Origin of the sequence: Streptomyces sp. HNM0575 (assembly GCF_012726265.1) — a bacterium.
Classification (GTDB): domain Bacteria; phylum Actinomycetota; class Actinomycetes; order Streptomycetales; family Streptomycetaceae; genus Streptomyces.
Genome location: NZ_JAASAG010000001.1, coordinates 720,932 through 738,647, shown reverse-complemented (window position 1 = coordinate 738,647; position 17,716 = coordinate 720,932). Strand labels below are relative to the sequence as shown.

Annotated in this window: 14 protein-coding genes; 8 read left to right on the top strand and 6 right to left on the bottom strand. The window is 71.8% G+C overall.

All coding sequences use genetic code 11. From position 1 onward, the window contains the following. Positions 1 to 87 precede the first annotated feature (87 nt). Together HCC61_RS03010 and HCC61_RS03005 are read right to left on the bottom strand one after the other, a co-directional pair. Positions 88 to 546: a peroxiredoxin gene (locus HCC61_RS03010; protein ID WP_169133610.1), complete on the bottom strand. Its 459-nt coding sequence runs from the start codon at positions 544 to 546 to the stop codon at positions 88 to 90. Positions 547 to 904: 358 nt separating this feature from the next. Next, on the bottom strand, positions 905 to 1,345 hold the full coding sequence (locus HCC61_RS03005; RefSeq protein WP_070011728.1) for a DUF3052 domain-containing protein: 441 nt from the start codon (positions 1,343 to 1,345) through the stop codon (positions 905 to 907). 425 nt (positions 1,346 to 1,770) lie between these two features. Here HCC61_RS03005 and aceE point away from each other — a divergent pair, with 425 nt between their 5' ends. Beyond that, positions 1,771 to 4,518, top strand: a complete 2,748-nt coding sequence (gene aceE / locus HCC61_RS03000) for a pyruvate dehydrogenase (acetyl-transferring), homodimeric type (protein WP_169133609.1) — start codon at positions 1,771 to 1,773, stop codon at positions 4,516 to 4,518. 344 nt (positions 4,519 to 4,862) lie between these two features. Here aceE and HCC61_RS02995 read toward each other — a convergent pair whose 3' ends face one another. Then, positions 4,863 to 5,216 carry a peptidase inhibitor family I36 protein gene (locus HCC61_RS02995; protein WP_346776991.1) on the bottom strand — a complete coding sequence of 118 codons (354 nt, stop codon included), beginning with the start codon at positions 5,214 to 5,216 and terminating at the stop codon, positions 4,863 to 4,865. A gap of 425 nt (positions 5,217 to 5,641) precedes the next feature. Next, a complete protein-coding gene (locus HCC61_RS02990) occupies positions 5,642 to 7,279 on the bottom strand; it encodes an MFS transporter (protein WP_169133607.1) in 1,638 nt (545 codons plus the stop codon). Positions 7,280 to 7,519: 240 nt separating this feature from the next. Between HCC61_RS02990 and HCC61_RS02985 the strand changes: the two genes are divergently transcribed. From HCC61_RS02985 to HCC61_RS02960, 6 genes are all read left to right on the top strand, one after another. After that, positions 7,520 to 8,152, top strand: a complete 633-nt coding sequence (locus HCC61_RS02985) for a TetR family transcriptional regulator (protein WP_346776990.1) — start codon at positions 7,520 to 7,522, stop codon at positions 8,150 to 8,152. A gap of 400 nt (positions 8,153 to 8,552) precedes the next feature. After that, positions 8,553 to 9,710, top strand: a complete 1,158-nt coding sequence (locus HCC61_RS02980; protein ID WP_169133853.1) for an alpha/beta hydrolase — start codon at positions 8,553 to 8,555, stop codon at positions 9,708 to 9,710. A 143-nt stretch (positions 9,711 to 9,853) separates the two neighbouring features. Next, positions 9,854 to 10,747 carry a DUF4429 domain-containing protein gene (locus HCC61_RS02975; protein WP_169133605.1) on the top strand — a complete coding sequence of 298 codons (894 nt, stop codon included), beginning with the start codon at positions 9,854 to 9,856 and terminating at the stop codon, positions 10,745 to 10,747. 341 nt (positions 10,748 to 11,088) lie between these two features. Further along, positions 11,089 to 12,462 (top strand): sensor histidine kinase, encoded by a 1,374-nt coding sequence (locus HCC61_RS02970; protein ID WP_169133604.1) that lies wholly within the window; start codon positions 11,089 to 11,091, stop codon positions 12,460 to 12,462. After that, positions 12,459 to 13,292, top strand: a complete 834-nt coding sequence (locus HCC61_RS30450) for a response regulator transcription factor (RefSeq protein WP_169133603.1) — start codon at positions 12,459 to 12,461, stop codon at positions 13,290 to 13,292. The genes HCC61_RS02970 and HCC61_RS30450 overlap by 4 nt, the downstream gene beginning before the upstream one ends. 237 nt (positions 13,293 to 13,529) lie before the next feature. Then, entirely contained in the window at positions 13,530 to 14,885 is a 1,356-nt protein-coding gene (locus tag HCC61_RS02960; protein WP_169133602.1) for an alpha/beta hydrolase, read from the top strand. Between the two features lie 184 nt (positions 14,886 to 15,069). Here the strand turns inward: HCC61_RS02960 and HCC61_RS02955 are convergent, their stop codons facing one another. Both HCC61_RS02955 and HCC61_RS02950 read right to left on the bottom strand, forming a co-directional pair. Continuing rightward, positions 15,070 to 16,107: an aldo/keto reductase gene (locus tag HCC61_RS02955; protein ID WP_169133601.1), complete on the bottom strand. Its 1,038-nt coding sequence runs from the start codon at positions 16,105 to 16,107 to the stop codon at positions 15,070 to 15,072. 131 nt (positions 16,108 to 16,238) lie between these two features. Beyond that, complete coding sequence (locus HCC61_RS02950) at positions 16,239 to 16,727, bottom strand: MerR family transcriptional regulator (protein WP_169133600.1); 489 nt, start codon at positions 16,725 to 16,727, stop codon at positions 16,239 to 16,241. A gap of 81 nt (positions 16,728 to 16,808) precedes the next feature. Between HCC61_RS02950 and HCC61_RS02945 the strand changes: the two genes are divergently transcribed. After that, on the top strand, positions 16,809 to 17,633 hold the full coding sequence (locus HCC61_RS02945) for a serine hydrolase domain-containing protein (protein ID WP_169133599.1): 825 nt from the start codon (positions 16,809 to 16,811) through the stop codon (positions 17,631 to 17,633). Positions 17,634 to 17,716: the final 83 nt, after the last annotated feature.

Below are 17,716 nucleotides of genomic sequence, written 5' to 3'. Positions count from 1 at the left end.
CCCGTATGCGTATTTCCGGTTGCTGTCGGATCAACGAATCGATCCTAGTGAGCGGTTCCCCCCGCTCCCAGCGCTTGGCGACTTCGCTCAGAGTGCTTCGAGCGCCTTGACGTAGTCGTTGAGGTCGCGGGCCTCCGGGATGGCGTTGACGACGCTCCAGCGCACGACGCCCTCGTCGTCGATGATGAAGGTGCCGCGCACGGCGCAGCCCTTCTCCTCGTCGAAGACGCCGTACGCGCGGGACGCCTCACCGTGCGGCCAGAAGTCCGACAGGAGCGGGTACTCCAGGCCCTCCTGCTCGGCGAAGACGCGCAGCGCGAAGGGCGAGTCGTTGGAGACGGCGAGCAGCTGCACGTCGTCGTTGACGAAGGAGGGCAGCTCGTCACGCAGCGCGCACAGCTCGCCCGTGCAGACCCCCGTGAACGCGAAGGGGTAGAAGAGCAGGACGACGTTCTTCTTGCCGCGGAAGTCGGAGAGCGAGACCGCCTCGCCGTGCTGGCTCTTCAGGGAGAAGTCCGGTGCCTTGGTGCCGACCTCGATTGCCATGGAAAGAGGGCCCTTCTGTCTGTTGCTGAGCTGTCTGCTTCTGACGCTTCTTGCTGTCCTGGCGGCTCACGCCGGGGCTCCGGGCTCTGCCCGGGCGGCACCCGGGTCCGCCGGGGGGGGGTGTCCTGCCGAGTCCGCCGGAAGTACCCGGCGGACGCTCCGTGTCGCGTCGGCGACGACGCCTGTGACGGCGCCGGCGCAGTCTTTCACTGCCGCCCGTGAAGCGACTCCGGGCCCCCCGGCAGCCTCGCTGCCGGGGGGCCCGGAACTGGTCTTTCTGATCTTGCTCGCTGTCGCCGGAGTCCTGCCCCGCCCCTGCACCGGGGCCCCGCCCCGCTCCCCCACCGGGAAGGTCCGCCTACCGCTTGCCCGTGCGGGCGGTCTTGGGAGTGACGAGACGGCTGCCGCTCCAGTCCTTGCCCGCGTTCACAGTGCTGGTCTGGGCGAGCCCGGCGGTCTGCGCCGCCTCACCGATCTCGCTCGGCTCGACGTAGCCGTCGCGGCCCGTCTTGGGTGTCAGCAGCCAGACCGGAGAACCCGCGTCGATCATCGTGGTGGCGTCCACCAGCGCGTCCGTCAGGTCGCCGTCCTCCTCGCGGAACCACAGCATCACGGCGTCGGCCACGTCGTCATGGTCCTCGTCGACGAGCTCCGTACCCGTGATGGCCTCGATTCCCTCACGGAGTGCCTGCTCGACGTCGTCGTCGTAGCCGAGCTCCTGGACCACCTGTCCGGGCTGGAAACCCAGCCTTGCGGCGGGGTTGGTCCGCTCCTCCGCGTGGTCCGCGGTCGCGCTCACGGATTGCCTCCTGTCTCTTGCTGAAATCTGCCTTGTGCCCCGCGCGCACGCGAGGCAATGGCCGTAGTCCACACGGGGAGGGCGGATCGCGCAAGTACCCGGCCATCCATCCCGCCCGAACGTTGACGTGTCGTCCCACAATGCCCGATGAGCAGCGATTCACGCCACAACAGAGCGGCTGTTATGCGCCGGTTCCTCCCCTTCCGTACGGACTGGATCGACGGCCGCACGAGACCTTCCTCGGCGGGCGTAGGCTGGCAGTTCGACCGCCCCGTTTGCCCCTTCTTTCAGGGGTGTTGTGAGCCCGCACCGGGTTACCCCGCAGTAGAGGTGACGTGGACGCGGTGGCGGTACACGATGGAGGCGGCGCGGCACCATGCGTCGCGACGCCCATGCATACCGATATCGAACAGCGAAGGAACAGCGTGGCTTCCGGATCCGATCGCAACCCGATCATCATTGGCGGCCTTCCCAGCCAGGTCCCGGACTTCGATCCCGAAGAGACCCAGGAATGGCTCGACTCGCTCGACGCAGCCGTCGACGAGCGCGGCCGGGGACGGGCCCGCTATCTCATGCTGCGGCTTATCGAGCGGGCACGCGAAAAGCGCGTCGCCGTGCCCGAGATGCGCAGCACGGACTACGTCAACACCATCGCCACCAGGGACGAGCCGTTCTTCCCGGGCAACGAGGAGATCGAGCGAAAGGTCCTCAACGCGACCCGCTGGAACGCGGCGGTGATGGTCTCGCGCGCGCAGCGGCCGGGCATCGGAGTCGGCGGTCACATCGCCACCTTCGCCTCCTCCGCCTCCCTGTACGACGTCGGCTTCAACCACTTCTTCCGCGGCAAGGACGAGGGCGACGGCGGCGACCAGGTCTTCTTCCAGGGCCACGCCTCCCCCGGCATCTATGCGCGCGCCTTCCTGCTCGACCGGCTCTCCGAGGCGCAGCTGGACGGCTTCCGGCAGGAGAAGAGCAAGGCCCCCGACGGGCTCTCCAGCTATCCGCACCCCCGCTCCATGCCGGACTTCTGGGAGTTCCCCACGGTCTCCATGGGGCTCGGACCCGTGGGCGCGATCTACCAGGCCAGGATCAACCGCTACATGGAGGCGCGCGGCATCGCCGACACCTCCAGGTCGCATGTGTGGGCCTTCCTCGGCGACGGCGAGATGGACGAGCCCGAGTCGCTGGGCCAGCTCTCGCTCGCGGCCCGCGAGGGCCTGGACAACCTCACGTTCGTGATCAACTGCAACCTCCAGCGCCTCGACGGGCCCGTGCGCGGCAACGGGAAGATCATCCAGGAGCTGGAGTCGTACTTCCGCGGCGCCGGATGGAACGTGATCAAGCTGGTCTGGGACCGCTCCTGGGACCCGCTGCTCGCGCAGGACCGCGACGGCGTGCTGGTCAACAAGCTCAACACCACGCCCGACGGCCAGTTCCAGACGTACGCCACCGAGAGCGGCGCCTACATCCGCGACCACTTCTTCGGCGGCGACCAGCGGCTGCGGGCGATGGCCGAGAACATGACCGACGACCAGCTGCTGCACCTCGGACGCGGCGGCCACGACCACCGCAAGGTGTACGCGACCTACAAGGCGGCCAAGGAACACCAGGGCCAGCCCACCGTGATCCTCGCGCAGACGATCAAGGGCTGGACGCTGGGGCCGAACTTCGAGGGCCGCAACGCCACGCACCAGATGAAGAAGCTGACGATCGACGATCTCAAGGGCTTCCGCGACCGGCTGCGCCTGCCGATTCCCGACAAGGAGCTGGAGTCCGGGGCCCCGCCCTACTACCACCCGGGCCGGGACTCGGAAGAGATCCAGTACATGCACGACCGGCGGCTGGAGCTGGGCGGCTATGTGCCCACGCGCGTGAACCGCTCGAAGCCGCTGAAGCTCCCCGGCGACAAGGCGTACGCGGCGGTCAAGAAGGGCTCCGGGCAGCAACAGATCGCCACCACCATGGCCTTCGTACGGCTGCTGAAGGACCTGATGCGGGACAAGGAGATCGGCAAGCGCTTCGTGCCGATCGCGCCCGACGAGTACCGCACCTTCGGAATGGACTCCTTCTTTCCCTCGGCGAAGATCTACAACCCGCTGGGGCAGACCTACGAGTCCGTCGACCGCGAACTGCTGCTCGCCTACAAGGAGTCGCCCAGCGGGCAGATGCTGCACGACGGCATCACCGAGGCCGGCTGCACGGCCGCGGCGACCGCCGCCGGCTCGGCCTACGCCACGCACGGCGAGCCGCTGATCCCGATCTACGTCTTCTACTCGATGTTCGGCTTCCAGCGCACCGGCGACCAGTTCTGGCAGATGGCCGACCAGATGTCGCGCGGCTTCGTGCTGGGCGCGACCGCCGGCCGTACGACCCTGACCGGTGAGGGGCTCCAGCACGCGGACGGCCATTCGCAGCTGCTGGCGTCGACGAACCCGGCGGCGGTCTCCTACGACCCGGCCTTCGGCTTCGAGATCGCGCACATCGTCAAGGACGGTCTCCAGCGGATGTACGGCTCCAGCCCCGAACATCCGCAGGGCGAGGACGTCTTCTACTACCTCACCGTCTACAACGAGCCGATCCGCCAGCCCGCGGAGCCGGAGAACGTGGACGCCGAGGGCATCGTGCGCGGCCTCTACCGCTACAGCACCGGGGAGAAGGGGACCATCCCCGCGCAGATCCTGGCCTCGGGCGTCGCCATGCCGTGGGCTCTGGAGGCGCAGGGGATCCTCGCCGACGAGTGGAACGTCAAGGCGGACGTGTGGTCCGCGACCTCGTGGAACGAGCTGCGCCGCGAAGCGGTGGACGCCGAGGAGCACAATCTGCTCCACCCCGAGGAGGACCAGCGAGTCCCCTATGTGACGCGGAAGCTCCAGAGCGCCGACGGGCCGAAGGTGGCCGTCTCCGACTGGATGCGCTCCGTGCCCGACCAGATCGCCCGCTGGGTGCCCGGCACCTACCAGTCCCTCGGTGCCGACGGCTTCGGCTTCGCCGACACCCGGGGAGCGGCCAGGCGCTTCTTCCACATCGACGCTCAGTCGATCGTGCTCGGCGTCCTCACGGAGCTGGCGAGGGAGGGGAAGATCGACCGCTCGGCGCTGAAGCAGGCACTCGACAGGTACAAGCTGCTGGACGTGGCGGCCGCCGACCCGGGCGCCGCGGGCGGCGACGCGTAGGAGCCGCCGGACGATGGTGCCGCACCGGGGCTCCGGTCCCTGAGGCGGCTCGCCCGGTCCGAGTACGTACCCCGGCGGTGCGGTACGGCAGCCCCGTACCGCACCGCCGCGCTGTGCCCGGTGCGTAAGGCCGCCACGTCGGCGGGGCCCGCCCCAGCCGACCGCGCCGCAGCCGAGCGGCGTCAGCAAGGGCCTTCGCCGCACCGGACTTCGCGGCACGTGCCCTCGCTGTCCGCGCTTGCGCGGCTCCGGCCGCCGCAGACGGTCCAGGACCCTGCGCCGGGTCCGGCGCTCGGGCAGCACCCCGGCTCCGGCCTGCTCCGCGGAGGCCGGACGGATAGGCCTCACCGCTCCCACACTTTGAACGCCCGCACCTTGTACGCACCGTCCGGCGTCCAGGAGCCGGAGGGATGGGTGTGGAACTCGGCCGTCTCAGCGCACTCGGCGCTCTCGTAGACCGTGACGGGACGGCCCGTGCGGTTCGCGAACGACTCCGCACCCGCGCCGCCCGGGAGCCGGATGCAGCTCCCGAAGGAGACCCGGCTGCGCTCGTACGCATGCCGCTCGCCGCGGAAGCCGGCCCGCGGCCACAGACACAGCTTCCCCGCCGCGCACTCGCCCAGCTCCGGTCCGGCGGCCGACGCCGGTGGCGCCGCGAGACCCCCCGCGGCCAGCGCCCCCGACGCGAGCGCGAGCACGGCGCCCCGCGCGGCAGTCCTCGCAACGGACCGCCCCGCACCCCGCGGTGCTTCCCGCTCTCGCGACGGCCTCCGACCACACCCCGGCACAGCTCGCCCGCGCAGTCCGTACATCCCCGATCACTCCCCGTGTCCGGCCGGGCTCCAGGCGCCCGGCGTCGTGACCAGCATGTACGGACCCCACGGACGAGGCCAAGGGAGATCGGCCCGTTTCACCGGGACAGGTGGCGGAGTTATCCACAAGCGCCGCGAGGCCGGAGAGAACGGACACGGCACGGCGCCGCACACACCTCGGGGGCGGACGGGCCAGGCCCGTCCGCCCCCGAGTGCACTGCCCGAAGCGGCGCCTTCGTTCACGGAGTTCACGGAGTCACGGAGGTCACGGCGCTCTCACGGCACCGTCTCCGTCTCCGCCTCCGTCACCGTCACACGTGCACAGACGGCCCCGAGTCGTTCGTACCGCGCTTGGTGAAGAACGCGACCCCGGACGCGAAGAGCGCCACGGCGCCCGCGCACATGAAGGCGAGCCCCATCCCGGAGATGAACGAGTCGTGCACGACGTCCTTCATCGCGGCGGCGAGCTGCGCCGGAGTGCCCGGCGGCGCGGGCGGCGCGACGCCGACCTCCGCGGCGCTCTTGAGCTTGTCCTCCTGCCCGGGAGGCAGCGGCGGAAGCTTGGCGTCCGCCCACTTCTCCGGCAGCGCGGAGTCGACCCGGGTGGCCATGACGACACCCAGTACGGCCGTGCCGAGGCTGCCGCCCACCTGCATCGCCGCCTGCTGGAGTCCGCCGGCGACGCCCGAGTGCTCCAGGGGCGCGTTGCCGACGATGACGTCGGTGGCACCGACCATGACCGGTGCGAGACCGAGGCCGAGCAGCGCGAACCACAGCGAGGTGACGGCGGTACCGCTGTCCGCGTCCAGCGTCGAGAGGCCCAGCATCGCGACCGCCGCGACGATCATCGCGCCCACCAGCGGAACGCGGGGTCCGACCTTGGAGATCAGCCCGCCGGCGAGGGGCGAGGCGACGATCATCATCGCGGTCAGCGGCAGCAGCCGGATGCCGCTGTCCACAGGCGACATCCCGTGCACGTTCTGGAGGTAGAACGTCACGAAGAAGATGCCGCCCATGAACCCGAAGGCCATGAGCACCATCAGCACGGTGCCTGCCGTGAGCGGGACCGAGCGGAACATGCTGAGCGGGACCAGCGGCTCCTTCGCCCTCGACTCCCACAGCCCGAAGACGAGGAAGGCGGCGAGCGAGCCGCCCAGGAAGCACAGGGTCGCGACGTCGCTCCAGCCCCATGTCGGGGCCTTGATCAGCGCCCAGACCAGGCAGAACATGGCGCCGGACAGCAGCACGATGCCCGGGACGTCGAACGACCTCGGCGCCTTCTCCGCGCGGTGGTCGCGGAGGATCACCAGGCCCAGCAGCAGCGCCGCGAGGCCGACCGGGATGTTGATGAAGAAGACCGACTCCCAGTTGACCTTCTCGACCAGGAGCCCGCCGACGATGGGACCGGCGGCCGTCGAGGCCCCGATGACCGCGCCCCAGACGCCGATCGCGGTGTTCAGCTTCTCCGCCGGGAACGACGCGCGCAGCAGGCCGAGCGCCGCGGGCATCAGGAGCGCGCCGAAGAGCCCTTGCAGCACGCGGAAGGTGACGACGAGCGAGACGCTGCCGCCGAGGCCGATCGCTCCGGAGGCGGCGGCGAAGCCGACGACGCCGACCAGGAAGGTCTGCCGGTGACCGAACCTGTCGCCCAGCTTTCCGGCGGTGATCAGGGCGACCGCGAGGGCGAGCAGATATCCGTTGGTGATCCACTGGACGTCGGCGAGCGAGGCTCCGAGGTCCTTCTGGATGGCAGGGTTGGCGATGGCGACGATCGTGGCGTCGAGGGCGACCATCGTGATGCCGATCGCCACGGTGACGAGGGTCAGCCACGGGTGGCCGCGAACACCCCGGCGGGGCGGGGGCGCGCCCGAAGCGCCCGGTATGCCTGGTTCACTCGGCCCCGGCGGCCGTGCATTCCGGCCGGAGGCCGCGGTGGTCTGGGAGCTCATGGACGCGAGGCTAATGACAGCCGCTGACAATTGACAAACAAAACTATTCGTCGGTAGATGTCAGACTGCTCACATCCGGGCAGGCCACGGCATGCGGGACGCTGGAAACGGAATGCGGCGCGGGTCCGTTCCGTACGCTCCGGCCCGTACCGCACGCACACGTATCCGTCCCCGCGCACGTACCCGCATCCGTGCCCGCGCCCAGGGCGAGGGGGGGCAGGCGAACAGGAGGTGGCCGAAGTGACCGGTCTGCGTGAGCGGAAGAAGCAGCGCACGCGGGACGCGCTCGTACGCGCCGCCCATGAACTCTTCGTGGAGAAGGGGTACGAGGAGACCACCGTCGACGAGATCGTGGCCGCAGTCGACGTCTCACAGCGCACCTTCTTCCGCTACTTCTCCAGCAAGGAAGCGGTCGCCCTCTCCCTCCAGATGCTCGTCTCGGAGCGCTACGTCGAGGCCGTACGCCGCCAGCCGCCCGGAGCCGCCCCCGTGGAGGTGCTGCGCACCACCCTCGACGAGACGTGGGAGAGCATCGGCGAGGCCATCGAAGAGGTCGTGCCGCTCCCCCTCTACATGCGGATGTGGCAGATCACCGAGACCACGCCCTCCCTCGTGGCCGTGCAGCTGCGGCACGCGGTGGACACCGAGGAGCTGCTCGCCGCGGAGATCGCCCGCCGTGAGGGCGTCGACCTCGACGCCGACCCCAGGCCACGAGTGCTGGTGGCCGCGTTCTCGGGCGTGATGCGCGCGGCCTTCCGGCGGTGGAGCTTCGGTGAGGACATCACGGTCGCCGCCGCTCAGCACGTGGTCGAGTCGTACGTGGACCAGCTGGGGCCCGCGCTCTCCGACGACTGGAGCGGCACCGGACGCTGACGGGAGCCGTGCACCGCCGACGGCGGAGATCTTCCAGCCCGTTCCGGCCCGTTCCGGCCAGGCCCCTCCACGGAGACCCTCCACGGACACCCCTCCCCTGAGACCGCTCGCGGAGATCGTTTCCGGCGGTGAACTCGGCCACCCCGGCGGCCCCTCGGGCCGCCCGCGCCGCATACGGGAGAACCCCCTCAAGACGCCGCAATCCCGCGTCCGGCCCGGACCCGTGCGAACTGACCCAATCAGGCAGCCTGAAACGTGAGATGGGTCACGGCGCACACGAGCCCCATGCCCCGTCTCCTAGGGTTGCTGCCCAGTGACTTCCTTCCCGGCCCTCGGCAACCCCCTGTCCGGCTCGGGTCTTCCGCACGCGGGAGCCCCGGGCGCGGCCTTCTGGCGCACGATGCTCGCGCTGGCCGTGGTGCTGGTCCTGCTGGCGACGACGGGCTGGACGGCGGCCCGTGAGCACGACGCCGCACCCGGTCCGTACGCCGCCGGCGTGCAGGCCTGGAAGAAGGACTCCGTCGCCGGACGGCAGCTGCCCGATCCCGACGGCAAGCCCGGCACCGTCGCCCGTTTCTTCCGTTCGCTCAGCGACGGGCAGCAGCGGCGGCTGGCCGACAGGCATCCGCTCGTCGTCGGGAACATGGGCGGCGCCCCCACCGGCCTGCGCTACCGCGCCAACCACAAGGCGCTCACGGAGGCGCGCGACGTCGAGCGCGGCCGCTCGCACGACCAGCGGCTGACCGACGAGGGACGGCAGATGGCGAACCGCCGCATGCACCGCTTCGAGTCCATGCTCGAACCGGGACGGCAGATCCTCGCCTTCGATCCGACAGGGCGCGGACGCGCCGCCGAGGTCTACGGCGATCTGGACCGTGCGCAGCGCGTGTCCGTCATCGTCCCCGGCGTCGACACGAACCTGCTCACCTTCGAGAAGTCCGACCGGCCGTACTCGGCACCCGCGGGCATGGCCCGCGCGCTCCAGGAGCGGCAGCGCACCGCCGCGCCGGGCACCTCCACGGCGACCATCGCGTGGGCCGACTACACGGCGCCGAAGGGCCTGGGCGTGGACGCCGCGTCCGGCAGCCTCGCGGCCGACGGCGCCCGGCGGCTGGGCGAGTTCGTGCAGGGGCTGCACAATCCGCACATCGCGCTGTTCTGCCACAGCTACGGCTCCGTCGTCTGCGGCGACGCCGCGGACGACCTCCCGGACCGGGTCACCGACATCGCGGTCTCCGGCAGCCCGGGGATGCGCGTCGACCACGCGGACGACCTGAACACCGGCGCCAACATCTGGGCCGTACGCGACAAGGACGACTGGATCGCCGACGTGCCGCACATGGAGGTGGGCGGCCTCGGTCACGGCGCCGACCCCGTGTCCCCCGGCTTCGGCGCCCGCAGGCTCTCGGCGGGCGGCGCTGTCGGGCACACCGGCTACTACGTGCCGGGCACCGGCAGCCTGGACAACTTCGCCGGGATCGCGACCGGTTCGTACGCCACCGTGAACTGCGCGAGCAGCGATCCGGGGTGCCTCGGCGACTCCGCCAGGACCGTGTGAGGACCGCCGGCGCCCGGCGGAGGGCCCCGGGGCGCGGGGCCGTGACCAGGGCGCGTGCCGCATATGCCCCGTAAAGACGGCCAATTACGCGCGTAGCGCCGAGGAGGGGGACGAGCGGGCGGCTCGCGCATACGATGGGCCTCATGGGTGACGTACTGGCTGGAATTCACTCCACCTGGGAGTTCGAAGCCGACTCCGTGCTCATCCGCTTTGAACGGGGGATCCGCACACCGAAGCTCTTCCACGTGCTCGGGGAGCGGCGCGTTCCGTACGAGGCGCTGAGCACCGTCGACCTCTCGCCCGGAGGCAAGCGCGGCACCGTGGTGCTGCGCGCCGAGCCGCGCGAGGGCGCCGACCCGCTGCTCGAAGCCGCGGCAGGGCAGCTGAAAGACGGCAGCGACCCCTACCGGCTGGTGCTGCCCGCCGAGCGCGAGACCCTCGCCGACTACTACGCGACGGAGCTGCGTGCCGTGCTGGGCGCGGACGCCGACAAGCCCGCCGAGCACCATCTCGTCGCGGCGCCACCGCCGCCGCACAGCTTCAAGGCGTACGACGGCAAGGCCTCCTTCGACGGGAGCACGGTCTTCTTCCGCTGGTTCTGGACGGGCGCCTCGTCCAGCAAGTGGAAGGCGGGCGACCAGAGTTTCGCGGTGAGCGAGCTGGAGGACGTCGAGTGGCGCTCGCCGGAGTTCGCGAGCGGCCATCTTCGGGTGACTCCGCGCGGGGGCCGGCCGCCGGAGAACGGGGAGCCGGACAAGGACCCCGCGTCGGTCGTCTTCGGCATCGGCTACGGGCTGGTCCACGAGTCGCTTCCGTTCGCGGCCTCGGTGCTGGAGGCCGTACGGGCCGCGGATCCCGCGGACCTGCCCGGGGCCTCCGGGTCCTCCCGTGCGTCGCGCTCCGGGCACTCGGGCGGGCGCGCGGATCCGGCGGACATCGCCGAACGGATAAGACACCTGGGGGAGTTGCGTGAGGCGGGGCTGGTGACGGACGACGAGTTCGCGAAGAAGAAGGCGGACCTGCTGGCCGAGCTGTGAGGGCGGGGCGGTACGGGACCGGTCGCCCGGGACCCGGCCGCCGTCCGGAGCCTGTCCGGTGTCCCACGGGCCGACGGGTCGGCGGCCGGCGGGCCGGTGCCCTACCGGCGTAGGGGGTCCACCCGGTACTCCCGTATGACGTGCGGACGGTGGCCGCGCCATAGCCTGAGCGGGCCATGAACGCGCCAGCCTCTGAACCGCCGAGCAGGCCGGGACCGCCCGGGCCGTGGGCCTCACCGGGGTCGCCCGGATCGATGGGCTCACCGGGACCGAAGGGATCGACGGGCTCGCCGGGGCCGCCGTCCGCAGCCCCGGATCCGGCCTCCCCGTGGGCCGGTCCCATGCTCACCGCGCGGCGTGCGCTGCGCGCGTTCGGCAAGGCCCTGACGACGCCCGCGTATGCCGGTTCGCCGCCGCCCGTGCGCGGTACGGGCCGCGGACGCCGCTGGGCCTACGTGCTCGTCTTCGGCCTCGTCACCCTGCTCGTCCCGGTCACCGACACCGTGCTCCAGGAGTACGGGCTTCCGGGTCCGGTCGCCTTCGTACTGGGGCTCGCGCAGGCCGGGCCGCTGCTGCTGGCGGTGACGCGCCCGTTGCAGGCGTGGTGGGTCGTGATCGTCGCGGACACGATCGGCGCTCTGCTGCTGCTGTTCACGTCGCTCTCCGACGGGCTGGGCATCTGGCCCTGGCCGCCCCCGGCGATCTTCGGCTACATCGTGCTGTGCCTGCTGCTGGCCGTACGGGAACGCCGTAGCACGCTCATCGCCGTATGGGCGGTCACGCTTCTGGTCTGCTCCGTGCTCGGCGTCATCGGAGACAGCCGCACCGACCCGACGAACATGCTGCTGCCCGTGCTCGGCGGTCTCGTGCTGCTGCTGGTCGGCGCGGTACGGGAGCGGAAGGACGCCCAGCGGCGGCTCGCCGAGCAGGAGACGATCAGCGAGGCCGAACGCGCCCGGCGCACGCTGCTGGAGGAACGCGCCCGCATCGCAAGGGAGTTGCACGACGTCGTCGCTCACCACATGTCGGTGATCACCGTCCAGGCCGACAGCGCGCCCTACCGGCTGGACGGGCTGCCGTCGGGCGCGCGCGAGGAGTTCGGATCCATCGCGGAGACGGCGCGCGAGTCGCTGTCGGAGATGCGGCGGCTGCTCGGTGTGCTGCGCAGCGAGGAGGCGCACGGCGAGCGGGCACCGCAGCCCGGCCTGGACCGGCTGGGGCAGCTGGTGGAGGCGACCGTACGGGCGGGCGTGCCCACCGAACTCTCCGTGGCGACCGGGCTGTCGGGGCTGCCGCAGGCGGTGCAGCTGTCCGTCTACCGGATCGTCCAGGAGGCCCTCGCCAACGTCGTACGGCATGCGCCCGGCGCCGTGACACACGTATCGGTGACGGGCGCGGCGGGGAAGGACGGGCGGGACCGGGACCGGCCGGTGAGCGGACCGGCGCCCGCCGCCGCTTCCGCGCTGACCCCGGCGTCGCTGCGCCCCCTCACCGCGATCACCGTCCTCGTCGTCAACGGCCCCTCCCTGGGCCCCGCGAGCGCGCCCTTGGAGACCGCCGGCACCGGACACGGGCTCGTGGGCATGCGCGAACGGGTCCGGCTCGTCGGCGGCACCCTCGACACCGGGCCCCTGCCCGACGGAGGCTTCCGCGTGGCCGCCCGCATACCGCTGCTGTCCGCGCCACCGACCGGGAAGGACCCCGCGCCCTCATGACGATCCGCGTGAACATCGTCGACGACCAGGCCATGGTGCGCGCGGGCTTCGCCGCGCTGCTCGCCGCCCAGTCCGACATCGACGTGGTGGGCGAGGCGGCGGACGGGGCGGAGGGCGTCGAACTGTGCGGGCGCACGCACCCCGACGTGGTGCTCATGGACGTACGCATGCCGCAGATGGACGGGCTGGAGGCCGCGAGGAGGCTGCTCGGTCCAGGGCCGGGTGCTGGTTCGGGTGCGGGTGCGGGCTCGGGTGCGGGCGCCGACTCCGGGTCCGGGTCCGCCTCCGGGACGGGGACGGGGACGGGAATCGGGACCGGGACGGGCGACGCCGGCGGCAACGGCCGCTGCCCCGGCGGTGATCCGGGTGCCGAGGACGGCGGCGCGCACCGCCCCAAGGTGCTGATGCTGACCACCTTCGACGTCGACGACTACGTGTACGAGGCGCTGCGCGCCGGAGCCAGCGGCTTCCTGCTGAAGGACGCGCCGCCCGCCGATCTCATCGCCGCCGTACGGATCGTGGCGGAGGGCGAGGCGCTGCTCGCCCCCTCGGTGACCAGGCGCCTCATCGCCGACTTCGCCAGGCAGCGCCGCGCGCCCTCCGCCACGCACGGCCTGCGGCTGAACGGCCTGACGGAACGGGAGACCGAGGTGCTGGAGCTGATCGCACGCGGCCGTTCCAACACCGAGATCGCCGAAGTGCTCGTGCTCGCGGAACAGACCGTCAAGACCCATGTGAGCCGCATCTTCACCAAGCTCGGGCTGCGCGACCGCGCCCAGGCGGTGATCTTCGCCTACGAGTCGGGCCTGGTCTCACCCGGCGAGGGGTGATCGGGCCCACGGAGTGACCGGACCCGGCGGAGGGTGACCGGGCCCGGCGAGGTGACCGGCAGGACCTCCGGCGGATGCCCCGCCGCCCCTCTCCTCCCCCCGTAGGAGGCGCCGATACGCCGGTATCAAAGGGGAGTTGGCTCCGGGGTGTGACGCGGCGGCGGCGACCGCAGCCCCACTCTCCTTCCGGCAGGCAGAGAGCCGGATCCTCCGGCAGCCGCCGGAGGGGGTACGGCGATGAGGCGCCGAACACAGCAGAGGGCCGCGACCGGGCTCGGGACACAGCACGGGACCGGAGCGACCGCAACACAGCACGGGGACGGGATCCGGCGCCGGACCGCGGCACAGCACCGGACCGGAACCCGGCACGGAAACGGAATCCGGCACCGGACCGGAATCCAGCGCCGGCTGACGCGTGCAATCACCGCCACCGCACTCGCGGCCGTCGTCGTCGCGGGCACCGCGGGCTGGGCAGCCGGCGCCAAGCAGACGGCCGTGACCGGCCCGCCCCCGGGAACGGCCTCCTGGCTCGCCGACGACGACACCCTCGGCCGCCCGCTCCCCGACCCGGCGGCGGGACCGGACCGGATCGCCTCGTTCTTCGCGGACCTCGACCACGGTCGGCAGCAGCTCCTCGCGCGGCGGCATCCGCTCGTGGTCGGCAACCTCGACGGCGCACCGACCGAACTGCGCTACGCCGCCAACCGCCGTGCCCTGCACGCCGAGAAGCGGCGGCAGCGGGCACGCGCCGCCGATCCGTCCGGTACGCCGCAGGACCGCCGGCTGGCACGGGACAGGGCGGCACGCTGCGCCGGACTCCTCGCACACGGGCGCCGGATCCTCGCCTTCGACCCGCGAGGACGCGGCCAGATCGCGGAGGTGTACGGCGACCTGGCCCACGCCGAGCGCACCGCCGTGATCGTGCCCGGCTCCGACATCGATCTGGCCACCTTCGACCGCAAGGGCCCCGGGAAATACGGGACTCCGGCGGGCATGGCCGCGTCGCTGCGCTCCCGTATGGCGGCCGACTCACCGGGCACGCGTACCGCCGTCATCGCCTGGAGCGGCTATACGACACCCGTCGGGCTGGGCCCCGACGCCGCCACCAGCCGTCTCGCCGCCGCCGGAGCACCGCGGCTGCAACGCTTCCTGCACGGACTCGCCCGCACCGGAGCACCCGCACCCACCGTCCTGTGCCACAGCTACGGCTCCGTCGTCTGCGGCAGGGCGGCGGCCCGGCTGACGAGCCGCGACGCCTCCGGCCTGATCGTCTTCGGCTCTCCCGGCATGCACGCGGAGTCGGTACGCGAACTGCGCACGCCGGTGAGGATCTGGGCCGCCCGCGACTCCGGCGACTGGATCGGCGGGGTGCCGAACGTGGAGTTCGCCGGGCTGGGGCACGGCACCGACCCCGTCTCCCGCGGCTTCGGCGCCCGCGTCGTCTCCTCGGCCCGCGCCGACGGCCACACCGGCTATCTCGCCCCCGGAACGGCTTCGCTCGCCAACTTCGCGGCCATCACGCTCGGTTCGTACGGAGAGGTGGTGTGCGCATCGCCGTCGCCGGACGATCCGTGCACACGGGCCACGACCTGACGGCCTGACGGTCTCCCTCGTACGCCCCGCACACCCCGCACGCCCGGTGCGCCCCGCGCAGCACTCCCGTACACCTCGTACGCCCCGCACGCCCCCGCTCCACCCCTCCCCCGCACGCGGGGCCGGGCGCGACCCCCACCGCGCCCGGCCCCGTACGTACCGCCCTACGGCCGCAGCCCCGCCGTCACTCCCGTCCGGCGGACGAGAACGACATGTCGGCGTAGCGGTCCCCCGTCACCCGGCCCGCGACGGGCTCCAGCAACTCCAGTTCGTCCGCGGAGAGTTCGATGCGCGTCGCCGCGGTGTTCTCCTCCACCCTGGAGCGCTTGCGGGTGCCGGGGATGGGCACGACGGTCAGCCCGTCCCACACCCGCGACCGCTGCTGCACCCACGCCAGCGCGATCTGCCCTGGCGTCGCGCCGTGCGCGTCCGCGATCCGGCGGACCGGCTCCAGCAGCGCGGCGTTGGCGGCGGCGTTCGCCCCGTGGTAGCGGGGCTGGTGACGGCGGAAGTCGTCGGCGGTCAGCTCCTTCTCGGCGTCGGTGAAGGAGCCCGTGAGGAACCCGCGCCCCAGCGGCGAGTACGGGACGACGGTCACGCCCAGTTCGCGAGCGGCGCCCACCACGTTGTTCTCGATGTCGCGGCTGAAGAGCGACCACTCCGACTGGAGCGCCGCGATCGGATGCACCGCGTGCGCGGCACGCAGCTCCTGTGCCGTCACCTCGCTCAGCCCGAGTTGCCTGACCTTGCCCTCCTGCACCAGCTCGGCCATGGAGGCGGCGGTCTCCTCGATGGGGACGCTCACATCCCGGCGGTGCATGTAGTAGAGGTCGATCTCGTCGACTCCGAGCCTGCGCAGACTGTCCTCGACGCACTGCCGTACGTAGGGGCGGTCGTTGCGAATGCTGCGCTTGGCCGGGTCCGAGCTGTCGAGGCTCAGCGAGAACTTCGTGGCGAGGGTGATCTCGTCGCGGTGTGCGGCGACGAACGGCGCGATGAACTTCTCGTTCTCGCCCGCCCCGTAGACGTCCGCCGTGTCGTAGAGCGTGACTCCCAGCTCCAGGGCGCGCTCCAGGGTCGCCCGTGCCTCGTCGGCGTCGGTCGGGCCGTAGGCGAAGCTCATGCCCATGCAGCCCAGGCCCTGCACACCGACTTCCGGGCCGTTCGCGCCGCCGAGCCGTGCTGTGGCGATCTTCCCGGCGTTCTGCTGTTCGGAGCTCATTGCTTCCTTCCGGACATCGGTATTTCTCAGGGGTGTTCGTGTTCGGACGCGAGGACGCGAGGACGCGAGGACGCGCACGCCGCTCCGCCCGCCGGCCCTCCGCTGCGCCCTCGGGCCCTCCGCTCCGGACGTCAGCCCGCCGCGGACCTGTCCTCCGTCCGGTACGCCGCGTAGATGCCGATCTTGTAGTCGAGCACCGCGAGGGTCTCCTGGAGTTCGGCGACGCGGCGCAGCACTTCCTCGCGCGTCGCCACCAGCAGTTCGTGCCGCTCGGGGCACGTGTGCTCACCGGCGCGTACGAGTTCGGCGTAGCGCACCATGTCCGCCACGGGCATGCCGGTCAGCCGCAGCTTGGCCACCAGATCCAGCCAGTCCAGGTCCCGGTTGGTGAAGCGCCGCTGCCCGGTGTGCGACCGGTCCACGTGCGGCATCAGCCCGATCCGCTCGTACCAGCGCAGGGTGTGCGCGCTCAGCCCGCAGATCGCGGCGACCTCGCTGATGGTGTAGTCGTCCCGGCCCTCGGGCCTGGGATGCGGAAGGCGCGGAGTGCACGCCCGGGGCGCGTCCGCTCCCACTGGTCCGACTGCCTCGTCCGCTGTCTCCGTCTCCGTCACGGTCATAAGTGAACGCTACGGACTTGAAGTGCACTCCAAGCAAGCGCAAAATCCTGGCCGGTTGGCGGTCGCGTTACCCTCGGCGGCATGAACAGCCTGCGGATGATCGACGATTGGCCCGTCCCGACCGCTGCCGCCGCCGTCGTCTCGCGTAACGACGGCACAGCGGCGCTCTCCGCCGCTCACGGCAGCACCGGAGAACGCTTCGCCCTCGCGTCCGTGACCAAGCCGCTCACGGCGTACGCGGCGCTCATCGCCGTCGAGGAGGGCGCGGTGGAGCTGGACGAGCCCGCCGGGCCCCGGGGTTCGACCGTCCGCCACCTGCTCGCGCACACCTCCGGGCTGGCCTTCGACGAGGACCGGCCGACGGCCGAGCCGGGCACCCGCCGCCTGTACTCCAACGCCGGCTTCGAGGCGCTCGGCGACCACATCGCCAAGGTCACCGAGATCCCGTTCCCGCAGTATCTGCACGAGGCGGTGCTCCAGCCGCTCGGCATGGACTCGACGGAGCTGCCCGGCTCGCCCGCCAAGGACGGCGTCTCCACCGCGGACGACCTCGCCGCGTTCGCCGCCGAACTTCTCGCGCCGCGGCTGCTGAGCCCGGCGACCCTGGACGAGGCGACCTCGGTGGCCTTCCCCGGGCTCAAGGGCGTACTGCCGGGCTACGGGAACCAGTCGCCCAACGACTGGGGGCTCGGCTTCGAGATCAGGGACGGCAAGTCCCCGCACTGGACGGGCAGTTCGTCCTCGCCGCGTACGTACGGCCACTTCGGGCAGTCGGGCACCTTCCTCTGGGTCGACCCGGACGCCGGGGCGGCCTGCGTCGCCCTCACCGACCGCGACTTCGGGCAGTGGGCGATCGACGCCTGGCCGCCGTTCACGGACGCGGTGCTCGCCGAACTGCGCGGCTGACGGCCCGGACCCGGCCCGGCCCCGCCGAGGGGCCCCGCCGAGGATCCCGGCACCGCGGCACAGCACCGCGCCCCGGTACCGTC

Bases quoted from the DNA above. Each gene is read 5' to 3' on its own strand.
- HCC61_RS02970 (WP_169133604.1), top strand. From the start codon at position 11,089: ATGCTCACCGCGCGGCGTGCGCTGCGCGCGTTCGGCAAGGCCCTGACG.
- HCC61_RS02975 (WP_169133605.1), top strand. From the start codon at position 9,854: ATGGGTGACGTACTGGCTGGAATTCACTCCACCTGGGAGTTCGAAGCC.
- HCC61_RS02960 (WP_169133602.1), top strand. From the start codon at position 13,530: ATGAGGCGCCGAACACAGCAGAGGGCCGCGACCGGGCTCGGGACACAG.
- HCC61_RS03010 (WP_169133610.1), bottom strand. From the start codon at position 546: ATGGCAATCGAGGTCGGCACCAAGGCACCGGACTTCTCCCTGAAGAGC.
- HCC61_RS02955 (WP_169133601.1), bottom strand. From the start codon at position 16,107: ATGAGCTCCGAACAGCAGAACGCCGGGAAGATCGCCACAGCACGGCTC.
- HCC61_RS02945 (WP_169133599.1), top strand. From the start codon at position 16,809: ATGAACAGCCTGCGGATGATCGACGATTGGCCCGTCCCGACCGCTGCC.
- HCC61_RS02990 (WP_169133607.1), bottom strand. From the start codon at position 7,279: ATGAGCTCCCAGACCACCGCGGCCTCCGGCCGGAATGCACGGCCGCCG.
- HCC61_RS02950 (WP_169133600.1), bottom strand. From the start codon at position 16,727: ATGACCGTGACGGAGACGGAGACAGCGGACGAGGCAGTCGGACCAGTG.
- HCC61_RS02980 (WP_169133853.1), top strand. From the start codon at position 8,553: ATGCTCGCGCTGGCCGTGGTGCTGGTCCTGCTGGCGACGACGGGCTGG.
- HCC61_RS30450 (WP_169133603.1), top strand. From the start codon at position 12,459: ATGACGATCCGCGTGAACATCGTCGACGACCAGGCCATGGTGCGCGCG.